Source organism: Ruegeria sp. HKCCD6157 (assembly GCF_013110685.1).
Lineage (GTDB): Bacteria > Pseudomonadota > Alphaproteobacteria > Rhodobacterales > Rhodobacteraceae > Ruegeria.
In genome coordinates this window covers 243331-258487 of the sequence record NZ_WVRB01000001.1, presented here as the reverse complement: position 1 = coordinate 258487, position 15157 = coordinate 243331, and the positions used below count along the sequence as shown (strand labels likewise).

At 57.7% G+C, this 15157-nt stretch carries 13 protein-coding genes and 1 pseudogene; 5 read left to right on the top strand and 9 right to left on the bottom strand.

Annotated features, from left to right (window positions below):
- Positions 1-4 precede the first annotated feature (4 nt).
- Both accD and GS612_RS01095 read left to right on the top strand, forming a co-directional pair.
- Entirely contained in the window at positions 5-934 is a 930-nt protein-coding gene (gene accD, locus GS612_RS01100; protein ID WP_171205075.1) for an acetyl-CoA carboxylase, carboxyltransferase subunit beta, read from the top strand.
- Positions 931-2205: a folylpolyglutamate synthase/dihydrofolate synthase family protein gene (locus GS612_RS01095; RefSeq protein WP_171638812.1), complete on the top strand. Its 1275-nt coding sequence runs from the start codon at positions 931-933 to the stop codon at positions 2203-2205. The genes accD and GS612_RS01095 overlap by 4 nt, the downstream gene beginning before the upstream one ends.
- Positions 2206-2218: 13 nt before the next feature.
- On the opposite strand, the gene zapE is transcribed toward GS612_RS01095, so the two are convergent.
- Positions 2219-3334: a cell division protein ZapE gene (zapE, locus tag GS612_RS01090; protein ID WP_171638811.1), complete on the bottom strand. Its 1116-nt coding sequence runs from the start codon at positions 3332-3334 to the stop codon at positions 2219-2221.
- 148 nt (positions 3335-3482) lie between these two features.
- On the opposite strand from zapE, the pseudogene GS612_RS01085 reads away from it, so the two are divergent.
- A pseudogene (locus tag GS612_RS01085) lies at positions 3483-4725 on the top strand (MFS transporter).
- A gap of 45 nt (positions 4726-4770) precedes the next feature.
- Here GS612_RS01085 and GS612_RS01080 read toward each other — a convergent pair.
- The 6 genes from GS612_RS01080 to GS612_RS01055 all read right to left on the bottom strand — a co-directional run bounded on the left by GS612_RS01080 (position 4771) and on the right by GS612_RS01055 (position 11881).
- The gene (locus GS612_RS01080; RefSeq protein ID WP_216603489.1) at positions 4771-6810 is read right to left on the bottom strand and encodes a bifunctional aldolase/short-chain dehydrogenase; all 2040 of its coding nucleotides are present in this window, start codon (positions 6808-6810) and stop codon (positions 4771-4773) included.
- A gap of 75 nt (positions 6811-6885) precedes the next feature.
- On the bottom strand, positions 6886-7980 hold the full coding sequence (gene mtnA, locus GS612_RS01075) for an S-methyl-5-thioribose-1-phosphate isomerase (protein ID WP_171638810.1): 1095 nt from the start codon (positions 7978-7980) through the stop codon (positions 6886-6888).
- A gap of 121 nt (positions 7981-8101) precedes the next feature.
- Complete coding sequence (locus tag GS612_RS01070) at positions 8102-8557, bottom strand: YaiI/YqxD family protein (protein ID WP_171232267.1); 456 nt, start codon at positions 8555-8557, stop codon at positions 8102-8104.
- Complete coding sequence (gene sthA, locus GS612_RS01065) at positions 8554-10011, bottom strand: Si-specific NAD(P)(+) transhydrogenase (RefSeq protein WP_171638809.1); 1458 nt, start codon at positions 10009-10011, stop codon at positions 8554-8556. The genes GS612_RS01070 and sthA overlap by 4 nt, the downstream gene beginning before the upstream one ends.
- A gap of 3 nt (positions 10012-10014) precedes the next feature.
- Positions 10015-10848: an S-formylglutathione hydrolase gene (gene fghA / locus GS612_RS01060; RefSeq protein ID WP_171638807.1), complete on the bottom strand. Its 834-nt coding sequence runs from the start codon at positions 10846-10848 to the stop codon at positions 10015-10017.
- A 103-nt stretch (positions 10849-10951) separates the two neighbouring features.
- Positions 10952-11881, bottom strand: a complete 930-nt coding sequence (locus GS612_RS01055; protein WP_171638806.1) for an AEC family transporter — start codon at positions 11879-11881, stop codon at positions 10952-10954.
- Between the two features lie 145 nt (positions 11882-12026).
- Between GS612_RS01055 and GS612_RS01050 the strand changes: the two genes are divergently transcribed.
- Positions 12027-12644, top strand: coding sequence for a TetR/AcrR family transcriptional regulator (locus tag GS612_RS01050; RefSeq protein ID WP_152460211.1), 618 nt, complete (start codon positions 12027-12029; stop codon positions 12642-12644).
- Positions 12645-13033: 389 nt separating this feature from the next.
- Here the strand turns inward: GS612_RS01050 and GS612_RS01045 are convergent, their stop codons facing one another.
- Positions 13034-13651, bottom strand: a complete 618-nt coding sequence (locus tag GS612_RS01045; RefSeq protein WP_171638804.1) for a CHRD domain-containing protein — start codon at positions 13649-13651, stop codon at positions 13034-13036.
- On the opposite strand from GS612_RS01045, the gene GS612_RS01040 reads away from it, so the two are divergent.
- The gene (locus GS612_RS01040) at positions 13635-14330 is read left to right on the top strand and encodes a LysR family transcriptional regulator (RefSeq protein WP_171638802.1); all 696 of its coding nucleotides are present in this window, start codon (positions 13635-13637) and stop codon (positions 14328-14330) included. The genes GS612_RS01045 and GS612_RS01040 overlap by 17 nt on opposite strands.
- A gap of 91 nt (positions 14331-14421) precedes the next feature.
- On the opposite strand, the gene GS612_RS01035 is transcribed toward GS612_RS01040, so the two are convergent.
- Positions 14422-15123: a UTRA domain-containing protein gene (locus GS612_RS01035; RefSeq protein ID WP_171638801.1), complete on the bottom strand. Its 702-nt coding sequence runs from the start codon at positions 15121-15123 to the stop codon at positions 14422-14424.
- Positions 15124-15157 lie beyond the last annotated feature (34 nt).

Genomic DNA, 15157 nt, shown 5'->3' with positions numbered 1-15157 from the left:
CGACATGAACTGGATCACAAACTACGTCCGCCCCCGGATCAACTCGATCTTCTCACGCCGCGAAGTGCCTGAAAACCTCTGGCACAAATGCGACGAATGCGGAACGATGCTGTTCCATCGCGAGCTGGCGGAAAACCAGAATGTCTGCACACAGTGCGACCACCACATGGCGATCACACCGCGTGAGCGGTTCAAGCACTTGTTTGACGGCGGCATCTTTACCGAACTTGAAGTGCCCGCGCCAAAAGACGACCCGTTGCAATTCCGCGATCAGAAGAAATACCCCGACCGCATGAAGGCAGCGCAGAAGAAGACCGGCGAAAAAGAAGCCATGCTGGTCGCCCTGGGTGAAATCGGCCGCACCCCCATTGTGGCCGCCGCGCAGGATTTTTCGTTCATGGGCGGATCGATGGGCATGTATGTCGGCAACGCGATCATCGCCGCCGCGCAGGAGGCGGTAAAACTCAAACGGCCGCTGATCCTATTCTCGGCCGCCGGTGGCGCCCGTATGCAGGAGGGTATCCTCAGCCTGATGCAGATGCCGCGCACCACTGTGGCAGTCGAGATGCTGAAAGAAGCCAACCTGCCATATATCGTGGTACTGACTCATCCGACAACCGGTGGCGTTACCGCGTCTTATGCGATGCTGGGCGATGTCCATATCTCGGAACCCAATGCGCTGATCTGCTTTGCCGGGCCTCGCGTGATCGAGCAGACGATCCGCGAAAAACTGCCCGAAGGCTTTCAACGCGCCGAATACCTGCTGGATCACGGGATGTTGGACCGTGTCACCAGACGTACCGAAATGCGCGATGAACTGATTACCATCACGCGGATGCTGATGAATCTGCCGCCAGCGATCAAGGGCGATCTGCCTGCACCGGAACCAACCGACGCAATCGAGGCCCCCGCCGAAGAGACAGATCAGAAATGACGGCTAAGACGTCCGACGCCATCCTCGACCGGATGATGGCGCTGCACCCCAAGATCATTGATCTGACCTTGGACCGTGTCTGGCGTCTGCTGGAGGCACTGGACAATCCGCAGCTGAAATTGCCGCCGGTCATCCATATTGCCGGGACCAACGGCAAGGGCTCAACTCAGGCGATGATCAGAGCGGGGCTGGAAGGGGCGGGGCGCTCGGTACATGCCTATACCTCGCCGCATCTGGCCCGTTTTCATGAACGTATTCGATTGGTCGGAGAGCTGATCTCGGAGCCAGAACTGAAGGCGGTTCTGGATGAATGCTACGCTGCGAATGGCGGCGAAAACATCACTTATTTCGAGATCACCACATGCGCCGCCCTGTTGGCCTTTGCCCGCGCCAAGGCAGATTTCACATTGCTCGAGGTCGGGCTGGGCGGGCGTCTGGACGCCACAAACGTGATTGAAAACCCAGCCGTCACGGTTATTACCCCCGTATCCATCGACCATGAACAGTTCCTGGGTGATACTTTGGGCAAGATCGCGGCGGAAAAAGCGGGCATCATCAAGCCCGGCGTTCCGTGCATTGTCGGCCCGCAACAGGACGAAGCGCTTGAGGTCATCGAATACACGGCCGCCCGATTGGGTGCGCCTTTGTTGGTTCATGGTCAGCACTGGCACGTGCAGGAAGAAAACGGGCGTCTGATCTATCAGGACGAAACCGGTTTGCGGGATGTGCCTCTGCCCAACCTTCTGGGCGCACATCAGATTCAGAATGCAGGCGCGGCGTTGGCGGTTCTGCGCCATCTGAACATGGGCGACGACGCATACGAAGCTGCCGTGACCAAGGCCGAATGGCCGGCGCGAATGCAGCGTCTGAAATCCGGCCCGCTCGTCGATCAGGCGCCGCAGGCCGAGATTTGGCTGGATGGTGGTCACAACGCCGCCGCCGGAATCGCGTTGGCGGACGTGCTGACGAACCTGCCGCAAAAACCCACGCACATGATCTGCGGCATGCTCAACACCAAGGATGTGACAGGGTATCTGGCACCTCTGGCCGAGAAAGCGACAAGTCTGACAGCCGTATCCATTCCGGGTGAGACCGCAACGCTCAGCGCGGAAGAAACCGCTGCGGCTGCGGCCAAGGTGAACCTTCCCGCATCCACCGCTGACAGCGTGGCGGACGCATTGAAAGTGATCACGGACACTGACCCGCAGGCGCGTGTTCTGATCTGCGGCTCGCTCTATCTGGCTGGAAAAATTCTGCAAGAAAACGCGTAGGTGCGTTCCGGCCTCATGATCTGGCTGACACACTGTCTTGGCGCGGGCGATACGGGCGGATCAGCGCCCCTGTCGCCCCCCAATCCTGATCCTGCATTTCCCGCAGGCGTGATGCCGTGCGTTCAAATTCGAAGGTTCCTTCGCCTTCGACGTACAGCATCTCGGGTTCGGCGGCAGCCGAGCAGATCAAACGCACCCTGGCTTCGTAAAGCGCATCAATCAGGGTGACAAAACGTTTGGCCTCGTTGAAATTGTTGCGTGACAGGCGTGGGATGTCCTCAAGCACCAGTACTTTTACCTCTTCGGCGATCGCCAGATAATCACCCGGCCCAAGCATGCGGCCACACAGATCATAGAATGAAGCCCGCGCCACCCCGTTGCGAAAGGCGGGCAATTCAACGGCCCGGCCTTTGACGTGCAACACAAGCGGATCAGCGGGTCCACCAGCAAGATCTGTCCAGACTTCTCTGATCTTCTGCCGGGCTTCTGGGCCAATCGGAGTGAAATAGACCGGGGCACCCTCCAACCGGTTCTGCCGATAGTCCGTGGGCGACACCAATTCCCACACCTGCAACTGCTCTTTGATATGGGCGATGAAGGGCAGGAACAGCTGCCGGTTCAGCCCATCCTTGTACAGATCGTCGGGATGCCTGTTCGACGTGGTAACCACGACCACGCCGCCCTCGTGCAACAAGTCAAACAGCCGCCCGACAATCATTGCGTCCGTAATGTCGGTGATCTGCATTTCGTCAAACGCGAGCAAGCGAACTGAATTGACCACCTCCTGCGCCACCGGTGCCAGGGCATCCTCGACATTCTGTTGCCGGGCCTTGTGCATTCCAGCGTGAATCTCCTGCATGAAAGCGTGAAAATGCACGCGCCGTGCTGGGATATTGCCCAGCGTATCGACGAACATGTCCATCAGCATGGATTTCCCACGCCCGACACCGCCCCACAGGTACAGTCCTTTAGGTGGCGGAGGCGCCTTGCGAAAGAGTCCTCGTTTTACCGGCTTGGACAGCGCCGCCCGGATGCGTTCGAATTGGGGCAGAACGGCCTCTTGCGCGTCGTCGCGTGTCAGCGTTCCGTCCGCAATGCGGGCCTCGTAAAGCGAAATAAGATCCGTCATGAATCCGAGCCTTACCCGTCGTCTCGGCCGTTGAAAAGAAGCCATTTTTGGCGACACATCAATTTTGTTTATCCGTGACCGCAAATCTGCTGAATTGACGGTGACACCAAAAGTAATACGGTCCTTCGGACGTAACGCCTGAGGTCCCATGTCTCAATCCGCCCGCTTGTTGAATCCGATTCTGATTGTCGGATGTATCATCATCACGGTCAGCTTCGCTATTCGTGCGTCGTTCGGCGTATTCCAGATTCCGATAGCCGATGAGTTCGGCTGGCTGCGGACCGGTTTCTCGATGGCGATTGCAATTCAGAATCTGGCCTGGGGCATCGGGCAGCCGATCTTTGCTGCGATTGCCGAAAAGGTGGGCGACCGCCGAGCCATCATCCTCGGCGCTCTCACTTACGCGGCTGGCATGGTGCTGACGGCGTGGTCCGTTACGCCGTTCGAGCATCAGATATACGCGTGGCTGGTGGGTTTCGGCATCGCCGGGACCGGGTTTGGTGTGGTTCTGGCGGTTGTCGGACGCGCGTCCACCGATGAAAACCGGTCCATGTCGCTGGCCATCGTTACCGCTGCGGGCAGCTTTGGGCAGGTTCTGGGGGCGCCGACCGCCGAATGGCTGCTGACTTTCCTGCCTTGGCAGCAGGTTTTTGTCCTGTTCGCCGCGGCAATTCTTGCCCTTGTGCTAACCTTGCCCTTAATGCGTGCACCACAGCCCGTTTCGAAGGCAGAGATGCAAGAAAGCATGAGCGAGATACTGGGAAAGGCGTTCCGCGACCCTTCCTATGCGCTGATATTTCTGGGTTTTTTCAGCTGCGGATACCAGCTGGGTTTCATCACCGCGCATTTCCCGGCTTTCGTGACCGAGATGTGTGGACCAATCCAGCCCGGAGGCGTACTGCATTCCATCGGGATCACCTCCACATCCGCACTTGGTGCGGTGTCGATTTCATTGATCGGTCTGGCCAATATCGGCGGTACGCTGCTGGCGGGTTGGGCCGGCAACCACTTTCCGAAAAAGTACCTTCTGGCCGCAGTTTATACGGGCCGGACGATTGCGGCGGCTTTGTTCATCGTGTTCCCGATCACACCCCTTACGGTTTACGGTAATCGTGTTCTCGCTGGTGATGGGATCGCTTTGGCTGGCCACCGTGCCGCTGACCTCCGGGCTCGTCGCGCATCTATACGGTCTGCGCTATATGGGAACGCTCTATGGCTTTATCTTCTTGAGCCACCAGATCGGCAGCTTCCTGGGCGTCTGGCTTGGCGGGCGCATGTATGACCAGTATGGAGACTACAACATGGTTTGGTGGATCGGGGTCGCGATCGGTGCTTTCAGCGCCATAGTCCACCTGCCGATCCGCGAGAACCGAACGGCAGTTCCTGCCTGAGGCACATCGATACGCCAAAGGCAGGGAACCAATCGGGCAAAGGCGTTACCGAAGTTCGGCCTCGGTATTGCCGCCATCCACCGTCACGACATGACCGGTGGTGCGTTCCATCAGCGCCAGCGCAACAAAGGCGTTTGCGACATGCTTCGCCTCGACTTCGCGGCCCAGCAGGTTGCCTGACATATAGATCTCCTGGGAAACGCCACGTGCGGCAGCGCGTTCCTGAATGAAACCATCCGTCAGCAGGCCAGACCGAATTCGATCTGCATTCACCCCGTTCACACGGATTCCATATTCGGCCAATTCAAGCGTCAGCTGGCGCAACAGGAACAGTGTGGCGGCTTTTGGCGTGCCATAAGCCCCCATGTTCCGGCCCGGGTTGATCGCCTGTTTGGAGATATTGAACAGGATCTGACCGCCGCGGCCCTGAGCTTGCATCACTCGGGCAGCCTGTGTCGCAAATGCCTTGTGCGCGAAGAAATTCAGTTCAAAAGCCGCGCGGAACTCGTCGTCACCAAGATCCATCAAAGCGCCCGAAGTCGCCGACCCGGCATTCGATACCATTACATCGATCCCACCAAACCGGTGTATCGCCGCCGCAATCGCGGCATCTGCGGCGCCTCTCTCGGTTACGTCGCAGGCATATGTCGAATGCCATGTGCCAAGTGTCGATTTGGCTTCGGCCAACGCCCGTTCATCTTGATCCACCAGAACGACATTTGCACCGGCGTCAGCAAAGGCCTTGGCGGTGGCCAGACCTATCGCCCCTGCACCGCCGGTCACCATCACAATCCTGCCCTGAAGCGGAGGTGGTGAGCTTTTGCCCAGCTTCGCCTGTTCCAATGACCAGTATTCACAATCAAAGCGATCTTTTTCATTGATGGGAAAAAAACCGCCCGCGTCTTCGCCCACTGTTCGAACGCGCAGGTTTTGTTCCGCAAGATCTGCCGCTGCCGAGGCAGCCTTTGCGTTCGGGCCCATTCCCAGGATCCCCACGCCCTCGATCCAGGCATGCTTGGGGTCTTGGGGCAGCAGTTTCTTGGGTTCGTCGGCCTGCGGCGACTGCCGTTCAAAATACGCCCGATAGTCTTTGGCAAACTCTTCGACCTTTGCCTTGATCCGCGCCCGCCCCCCAGACAAATCCGACGCGCGCAATACAAGCGGGCAGCCTTTTGTCCGCAACACGTGATCCGGCGACGCCATGCCCCGCTGGGCCAATGAGTCAATATCCGGACGATCGAAAAACTGCATGACATCCGGCCCGTTGCGGAGGTCAAAAACCGGCATCGGGTCATCCCGTTGGGCCGCCACTTCGGCGATGACCCCGCGCAGGATCGGCAACACCTCAAGATTCTCAGCCGGATCGCGACGACCAATTGTCGTCAGGTCCTTCATTCCGAAATAGGCAGCAACCTCGTTGGTATGCGCCACGATCCGGTCATAACTTTCCTGCGCCGTCGCGCCGAACGTGAAATGCCCGTGCTGAAGCAGCAGAAGCCCTTCGACATTCGGGTTTTCGTCAAATACCTCGGCCGCCTTTTTGGCCAACCCGAAGCCAGGCATGATATAGGGCACAATGCCCAGTCGGTCGCCAAAAATCTCGCGGCAGACGTCCTTGGCATTTGGCAGATTGGCGAGCACCAGAAAGGGTGTCGCATGCGTATGATCCACATATTTGTGCGGCAGAAATGCATGCAACAGAGTTTCCACAGAGGGGTTCGGAGAACCCGAATCCAACAGATTGGCGCGCTGAACATTGACCATCTGCGCATCTGACAGATGGTCCAATGCGCGCAGTTTCATCAAAGGATCAAGCCACACGCCCGGCAGGCCCGGTGCCTCGATGCTGTCCAGATCCCACCCAGATCCCTTGACATGCAGAACGCGCTGCGGATCACCGAACAGATCAGGGCGTTCCAGTTTGACCGACGTGTTGCCTCCTCCGTGCATCAGGAGGTCCGGGTTCTGACCGATCAGCCGCGAGGTATAGACACGTTCGCCCAGTTCCTGATCTGCGGGGTCTGTTCCGGCCCGATCACGCCATTTACGTGCCTCGTCGGCCCTGTACCAGTTTTCAATCATCATTCATTCTCAGCAAGTTAAGCGGGTGCATGATCCGCGGGGGCGATTGCACAATTCAGGACTGTGATAAACAAAGTGTTAACCAGCCCGTTCGGGAAACAACCGGGCAAGCCCGTCAGCAGACGCCTCGCTGACGCCGCGCTCGGTGATAAGCCCCGTCACCAGCCGGTTTGGGGTGACATCAAAGGCAGGATTGCCACCTTCCGTGCCATCTGGCGTCACGCGTACATCCGAGATGTTCCCCTGCCCATCAACCCCCATGACATGGGAGACTTCCCTGGAATCACGTTCTTCGATCGGGATTTCGGCCACACCGTCGCGAACGGTCCAGTCAATCGTAGGGGAGGGCAGGGCGACGTAAAATGGCACACCGTTGTCCCGCGCAGCCAAAGCTTTCAGATAGGTCCCGATCTTGTTGCAAACATCACCTTGGGCCGTGGTTCGGTCCGTGCCCGTAATCACCAAATCAACCAGGCCGTGCTGCATCAAATGACCGCCGGCATTGTCCACGATGTAACGATGTGGAATGCCATGTTCGCCCAATTCCCAGGATGTCAGCGCGCCCTGGTTGCGCGGTCTGGTTTCATCCACCCAGACGTGCAAGGGGATGCCAACGTCATGTGCGTGATACATCGGGCTTGTGGCCGTGCCCCAATCCACAGTCGCCAGCCATCCCGCATTGCAATGCGTCAGCAACCGAACCGGCTCACCGGCGGGTTTTCGGGCCGCGATATCCTTGATCAGTTCCAACCCGTGCCGGCCGATTGAGGCGTTGATCTCGACATCTTCGTCTGCAATCTCCTGCGCCAGCGACCAGGCGCGCTCGACACGGTCACCCGGAGCAAGCGGCATCAGCGCTTCTCGGCATCTGTCCAATGCCCAGCGCAGGTTGATTGCCGTGGGTCGGGTTGCATGCAAAACGTCATACGCGGCATCAAAGGAGGCTTCGGAGCTGTCCCGAGACATCTGCTCGGCAATCCCAAACGCAGCGGTCGCGCCTATCAAGGGTGCGCCCCTGACCCACATATCCCGTATCGCAGCTGCAAATTCATCAAGCGTTTTCAGGGTTACGACCCGAAAATCATGCGGCAACCACCTTTGGTCGATGATCCGAACCACGCCTGCCGGTTTGTCCCACCAAATAGACCGATAATGGGTGCCTTGTACTTTCATAACGCAGTCTCCGTGTTCGAAAAGCCTGATCGGAATTCAAGCACAGGGTGCGTTCTAATGAGGTACTTGTAAACGGGCGTTTCTGAATTCGGGTCAGTATTTGATCTGGCAAAAGGAATGATCATCCCTTTCTGGCGGCACGTATTTCCCGTTCCAAGGCGTCCAGAAACCGCGAGCGGTCGGCTTTGCCGAAGGGTCGCCCACCGCCGCCGGTTCCCAACGGATTGGCCGCGCGCAGATCGGCCATCAAGTCACGCATTGCCAGTTGTTGGCCAATATTTGCCGCAGTGAAGGTTTCACCATTCGGGCGCAGCACGCGTGCGCCCGCTTCGACGCATTTTGCGGCCAAAGGGATGTCAGACGTTATGACGACATCCCCTTCTCCACAGCGTTCGGCAATCCATTTGTCGGCCTCATCCGCGCCTTCGGAAACGACAATGACCTGTACCAGCGGGTTGGCCGATGGACGAAGCCCGCCATTGGACACCAGCGCCATCGGCACTTTGTGCCGCGTAGCGACCCGTTCGGCCTCGGTTTTTACGGGACAGGCATCGCCATCGACATACAGCGTCGTCACGTCTTTTTTGCCTCTTTCTTTGCTGGTTCCACCGGTTTCTTTTTGACCTTGAATTCCTCGGGTATAGGCATGCGGTTGAACGCATCTAGGCCCGCGATTTTATACGCTTCGGCAAGGGTCGGGTAGTTGAACGTGTTCTGAACGAAGTAGTCCACCGTACCTTTCAGGTTCAGCACGGCCTGCGCGATATGGATCAACTCCGTCGCGCCTTCACCAACGATCTGGACACCCAACACTCTGCGGGTCTTGAGCGAGAACAGCATTTTCAACATGCCGTGTTCCAGCCCCATGATATGCCCGCGTGACGTCTCGCGGAATCGCGCGACACCGACCTCGTAGGGGATGTTGCGCTCCTGCAATTCTTCTTCCGACATTCCGCAGGTTGATATTTCAGGCACTGAATAGATGCCATAGGGGTACCACGGGCTTTCCGGCAGCGTGGGCGTTTCAAGCGCGTGACAGGCAGCCACGCGCCCCTGCTGCAAAGAGGTCGATGCCAGCGACGGATGTCCGATCACATCGCCCGTGGCATAGATATGCGGCACCGCCGTTTGATATGTCTTGCGGTCTACCTTGATCCGGTTGCGGTGGTCTGTTTCCAGCCCGACGGCATCCAGATTGAGTTTGGACGTCGCCCCCATGCGTCCGGCCGCAAACAGAAGCATTTCAGCGCGAACGTGGCGACCGTTTTCAAGGGTCACTTCCACATGTTCACCGGCGTCTTCAATTTTCTCGACAGCCGAGCCCAAACGCAGGTCGACACCGTTTTCCCGGATCTGATGGGTAAAGTCGTGGATCAACCGGCTGTCGATGAAATCCAGAAACGTGTCGCGGGGTTCAATCAGCGTCACACGCACGTCCAGGGCTGAAAACATCGTGGCATATTCTACGCCAATGACCCCGGCACCGATAACGACCAACGAGCGCGGAATCTCTGCCATTTCCAGAAATTCGTCACCATCCACCACCGTCTTGCCGTTGAACGGGACATAATCCGGGCGATAGGTTTTCGTGCCTGTCGCAATCAGGAACTTCGCGGCCGTCACACGCGTTGTTTCCCCGGCATCGGTTGCGACCTCTACTTCGTGCGGCCCGACAAATCTGGCCAGACCGTCCAAGGTTTCGACGTGGTTCCTGTTGAACTGATGCTCCAACACATCGACTTCATGGTCGAGGGTCATATGCAGGCGGGCTTTCAAGTCTTCTGCCCGGATCTGATCCTTTACCCGGTATGAACGCCCGTAAAAGCTGCGCTCGCGCCAGCCCGACAGGTTTAGAACCGTTTCGCGCAGGGTCTTGGACGGAATCGTACCGGTGTGGACAGAGACGCCACCAAAACGGTCTTTGCGGTCGATGACCAGCACACGCCGTTTCAGTTTGCCTGCCTGAATCGCCGCAGAACGCCCTGAAGGCCCCGACCCTATGATGATCAGGTCATAATCGTAGCTGCTCATCCCTCAATCTCCGTATAGTGCCTCGGCATGGAAGATGACGTGATCTTCCATAAACGTGGACACAAAGAAGTACGAATGATCGTAACCCGGCTGGAAGCGATACGTCGCTTGCTGGCGACGTTCGGCGATGGCTTGCGCCAACGCTTCGGGGCGCAGAAAATCCATGTACTGATCGTTTGCACCGGTGTCGATCAGGATCGGACCGTCGAAGCCGGTTTTCTTCATCAACAAGGACGCATCGTGTTTTGACCAAAGCGCTTCGTCGTCACCAAGGTAGGCGCTCAGCTGTTTGCGGCCCCAATCCGCTCCGGTCGGGTTCGAGATCGGCGCAAAGGCTGACACCGAACGGAAGCGTCCGGGCAGGTTCATGGCAAGTGTCAGGGCGCCGTGCCCCCCCATGGAATGGCCCGTTATGGCCTGGCGTTCGCTGTCGATGGCGAAGTTTTCGAACAGCAGGGCGGGCAGCTCTTCGGCGACATAGTCCCACATCCGGAAATGCGGCGCCCAGGGTTCCTGTGTCGCATTCACATAGAACCCCGCGCCCTGACCCAGGTCGTAATCTTCGTGATCTGCGACGCCGTCACCACGCGGTGACGTATCCGGAAACACCACGGCAATTCCCTGTTCCGCAGCCCACGCCTGAGCCCCGGCTTTGGTCATCGCGTTTTCATGGGTGCAGGTCAATCCCGACAAATACCAAAGAACCGGGACCGGGCCGTCCCTGGCCTCGGCTGGAAGAAACAGGCCAAAAGTCATGTCACATTTGCACGACGAGGAGGCGTGGCGGTACACGCCCTGCACACCGCCGAAACAGGCATTTTCCGAAAGGGTTTCCATCAGGCACCGTCCTTGTTTTCGAGTCGCAACATGGCTAACGATCCGCGGACCCGGCGTAAAGTCTGGGCGCCTTCGTTGAGAGTATTTTTCGAAAAGGTGAAGGTCAGAATGTGCCCGCCCAGGCGATCACCGTCGGCACGGTGAGAATACTGACGACAGTGGATAGAAGGATTGCCGCCGACGCGCGATGCGGGGCAATGCCGTAATGCGCGGCCAGCATGTAAACATTGCCCGCCACAGGCAAAGCAGCGGCAGAGATGGCAACAGTTGCGGGAAAAGTTTCAATCGGTATCAGCCATAACAGAGCGACCGTAACGCAGGCCGGGTGGATCACCAGTTTGCAGAAGCTCAACCATGCCGCGATCTGGACACGTTCAGCCGACTTGTCCGCCAATGACGCGCCAATGGCGAACAATGCACCCGGAGTTGCTGCCCCACCGAGAATGATAAGAAAATCGCCAAGAGGTTCAGGAACAGGCAATTGCAGCGAGGACCAGATGAGACCGGCCGAGATGGATACGATCATGGGATTGCGGACCAAACCCAGTCCGATCAGCTTGAAGGTGGTCGGGGTCAATCTACCGTCACGGCCGCCGTTGATCAGGATCACGATCAGGGAAGAGAACACGACCAGATCGACGGTCAGGACCAGCATCACAGGCCCGATCGCAGCCTCGGAAAACAAAAGGGAAAGCATGGGCAGCCCGAGGAACCCGACATTGCCGATGGCCGCGCACTGAGCCTCGACCGCAGCCGTCGGAATATCGAGCCCGCGAAGCCAGGCGATGGCCGACGCCAGAACGTAAACGGTCATGGTTCCCAGTAGATATCCAAGGATGAGCCGGGCATTGAAAATCTCGGCAAAGGGAAGGGTGGCGGCAAAGCGAAACAGCATCGCCGACAATGCAAAGAAAAAGACGAACTTGGTCAGATATGCCGTGGCTTCAGCCGTGAAGAACCGCGTGCGCCCCGCCCAAAAGCCCAGGCCGATAATCGCGAAAAAGGGAAGGGTGCGCAGAAAGATTTCGACCATGGGCCAGTCCTAGCACGGTTTGAACGCGCTGCAAGTCCTCGGCATCAAAGCAAATGCAACCTCCGCTTCGCTGAAATATTCGAGAATCGTTGTATCTAAACCGAACGGTTTATAAACTGGCGCGGCTATCGATCGAGGAGAAGACATGACCCAGACCGCCACCATCCTGCGCACCGGCCGGAAATTCGACCAGGTTCTGCGCGGGGCTCGAGAGGTTTTCATGGCGGATGGGTTTGAAGGGGCAAGTGTGGATGACATTGCCCGCGCGGCTGGCGTGTCAAAAGCAACGCTTTACAGCTATTTCCCGGACAAGCGCCTTTTGTTCATGGAAGTGGCCCAGACAGAATGTTGCCTGATGGCCGAGCGGGTCCTCTCGATGATCGACGAAACCAAGCCTGCCCGCGAAGTGCTTCAGATCACGGCGACGCAGTTGACGGCCTTCCTCGTGTCGGATTTCGCGCAGCAGGTTTTCAGGATCTGCGTTGCCGAACGCGACCGGTTTCCCGAGCTTGGTCGTGCGTTTTACGAGGCAGGGCCGCAAAACGGCCAGCGACAGATGGCCGAGTATCTGGAAAAAGCCGTGGCCAAGGGTGAATTGGCCATTGATGATGTACATATCGCTGCCGAGCAGTTTTCCGAACTGTGCAAAGTGCGGATCTGGACCCGGGCGGCTTTTGGCATTCAGAACACGTTTACCCAGGAAGAAATAGATCAGGTCGCTGCTCAGGCTGTTGACATGTTTCTTGCCCGTTACGGGGTCTGATCCACAAAAGTGATGGCCCGCGCCCGGAACAGGGGCGCAGACCATCGCTCACTCACCAAAACACTCGATACACAACAGTTTAAAGCTGTAAGTCTTGTAAAACCCTTTACTCGATGAAAGTGCTGGCCAGACCCTCGCTGACAGGCTGTGCCAGATACGCAATCACCGCGCGTTCGCCTGTGTTGACGAACAGGTCTTCGGGCTGGCCGGGGACCAAGTCCAAAGCCGCCACTTCGTCTGATTGCTGATCGTTCAGTTTGATCCAGGTCTTGAATTAGCTCTGGCCCGTGCGTTCATCCTTGAATGCGTCGGCTGAGATATCAAAGAGGGAACCCCGGGCCTCGGGCACATCGGCCTGCGCAAAAGCCGAGAAACGAATCCGTGTGGCCTTACCGATTTTCAGCTTGTTGATGTCGCCGGGATTGATCCGGGCCGAAATAGCCGAATTGCAACTGATCCAGCCCGGTTTCAAAATCCTCAACGACGTCGTTGCCGAAATTTACGCCAAACTGGAACGTATCTGCGCCCGAGCCACCGACAAGGGTGTCGTCGCCGCCTTTACCGATCAGCGCATTGGTCAGATCGCTGCCGACAATCACGTCGCCATCATCCGAGCCAATGACGTTCTCAATTGAAAACAGACCATCGGTTTCGACCTGGTTCGAGATCACGTCCTGACCGATGACACCGGTGCCCCCTGATGCGTTCACATTCAGCGTGGCGCCTGCCTCCACCAGCGTGTCCTGTACAACCGGGCCGTTTGGGCCGGCCGGCCCATTGTGCAGATGGATGGCCGAAACCGCGCCGGGGATGGGCGTGTTCAGGTCAGCTTCGTTCCACCCGACAACGCTCAGTTCGCTGGAATACGAGACTTCTCCGGCCGCCGGATTCTGGGTGATGACTACGGTCGCGTGGCCGGTGACCTTGCTGTCCAAGGCCGGTCCGGGCTCTTGCTCCGCGTTCAGGCTGCCGCTCAGGGTGACGGTGAGAATGTCACCCTTGGCCAACCAGATCGAAAAGCTTGAACAGGAATTGGGAACCGGTCTGTTCCTGCGCCTCAACAACGAGGTGCGCCCGACACTGTACGGTGCCCGTGTCGTTGAACGGGCTGGGCGCCTTCTGAACAATGCGCAGAAAATCCGTGACACCGCGACCGAGTTCCGCGACCCCGAAACAGTTCCTTTGACTGTCGGAATGAATCCAACTCTGGCCCCTTATCTGACCGGGTATCTCTCTGAACCCTTCAGCTCGCTGTTTCCGTGGATGCGGGTCACGCTGGTCGAGGGTCTGCCTGAAAACATGTTGCGTATGGTCGATGATCACTTGCTGGACATGGCGCTTGCGGCGAAGATTAACAGCAGCGCAACTTTGGATTTCACTTCAATCTGGTCTGAACCATTGTTTCTGGCCCTTCGAAAAGGGCACCCGCTTTGCACCTTGCCATCCATCACCCCAGAGGATGCTCCGCCGTATGATTTCATCCGGCTTACACACTGTTTCGGATACGAACTTGAGGTGAGGCTTCCCAAACAAGATGGATCAAGCCGCATCAGCAAAGGTTTCGACCTGACCACGCTGAGGTTCGAGTCGATCTGCCGCCATATTTGCCGTTCCGACGATTGTACAATTGTCTCTGCCCTGGCCGCTGAACAAAGAGAACCAAATCTCTGCTGCTTCGGAAGCTGAGCGGGCAAAGGTGACTGCCACGACAGTCAGGAAGGTGGGATCGAAGCGATGAGGTTTTGCTCATATGTCAAACCTGTTCGGTGCTCTGGCCTCAATACGTGGTGCGCATCTGGTATCCCTGGTGGAAAGTCATGCGCACGAAAGTAACCGGATCGCTGCGAAACCAAGTCGTGCGTTCCAGCTGAAACAACGGTGTTCCGGGCGGTACCGCCAGAAACTCCTGCAAATGCCCTGTTGCCGGGACGGCAGAGAAGGCAATTTCAGCGTTTGAAAACGGCACCTCGGACAGCAGCCACTCATTCGGCCCGGTGGTCAGGAAATCTTCGTCGAGAACCTGAGGCACGGTGCTGACGTTGATCCAGCGTTCCTCGAACTGGAACGGGCGGTTGTCGGCGTGGTGCATGCATTGCAGATGGACGACCTGCGCACCTTCCGGGATGTTCAGCTTTGCCTGCAACCACGCGGGGCAATCGATCAGTGTTCGGCTGACCAGAGCATAGCGGTATTCGGCGTTCATTTCTTCGATGGTCTGCCGAACGACAGTGATCGGCAATTTCGCCTGCTTTACCGGTGTGGTCACGACACGCGTGCCACCTTTGCGTTTGCGGGTGACAATTCCCTGTTCGGCAAGTTCCCGCAGCGCCCGATTGACCGTTGCCCGCGCAACACCGAATTCGGCTGCCAGTTCCATCTCGGTGGGCAACAGGCTGCCCTGTGGCCAGACACGGGTTTGAATGCGGTTCACGACTTCGTCCCGAATGTCCTGAAAGCCGAGATGTTTTTGATCGGTCACTTGGTGTTCATCCAATTACGTACAAACATATTGC

Coding starts and splice junctions, on each gene's coding strand:
- accD (WP_171205075.1), top strand. CDS start 5: ATGAACTGGATCACAAACTACGTCCGCCCCCGGATCAACTCGATCTTC.
- GS612_RS01095 (WP_171638812.1), top strand. CDS start 931: ATGACGGCTAAGACGTCCGACGCCATCCTCGACCGGATGATGGCGCTG.
- zapE (WP_171638811.1), bottom strand. CDS start 3,334: ATGACGGATCTTATTTCGCTTTACGAGGCCCGCATTGCGGACGGAACG.
- GS612_RS01080 (WP_216603489.1), bottom strand. CDS start 6,810: ATGATGATTGAAAACTGGTACAGGGCCGACGAGGCACGTAAATGGCGT.
- mtnA (WP_171638810.1), bottom strand. CDS start 7,980: ATGAAAGTACAAGGCACCCATTATCGGTCTATTTGGTGGGACAAACCG.
- sthA (WP_171638809.1), bottom strand. CDS start 10,011: ATGAGCAGCTACGATTATGACCTGATCATCATAGGGTCGGGGCCTTCA.
- fghA (WP_171638807.1), bottom strand. CDS start 10,848: ATGGAAACCCTTTCGGAAAATGCCTGTTTCGGCGGTGTGCAGGGCGTG.
- GS612_RS01055 (WP_171638806.1), bottom strand. CDS start 11,881: ATGGTCGAAATCTTTCTGCGCACCCTTCCCTTTTTCGCGATTATCGGC.
- GS612_RS01050 (WP_152460211.1), top strand. CDS start 12,027: ATGACCCAGACCGCCACCATCCTGCGCACCGGCCGGAAATTCGACCAG.
- GS612_RS01040 (WP_171638802.1), top strand. CDS start 13,635: ATGTCACCCTTGGCCAACCAGATCGAAAAGCTTGAACAGGAATTGGGA.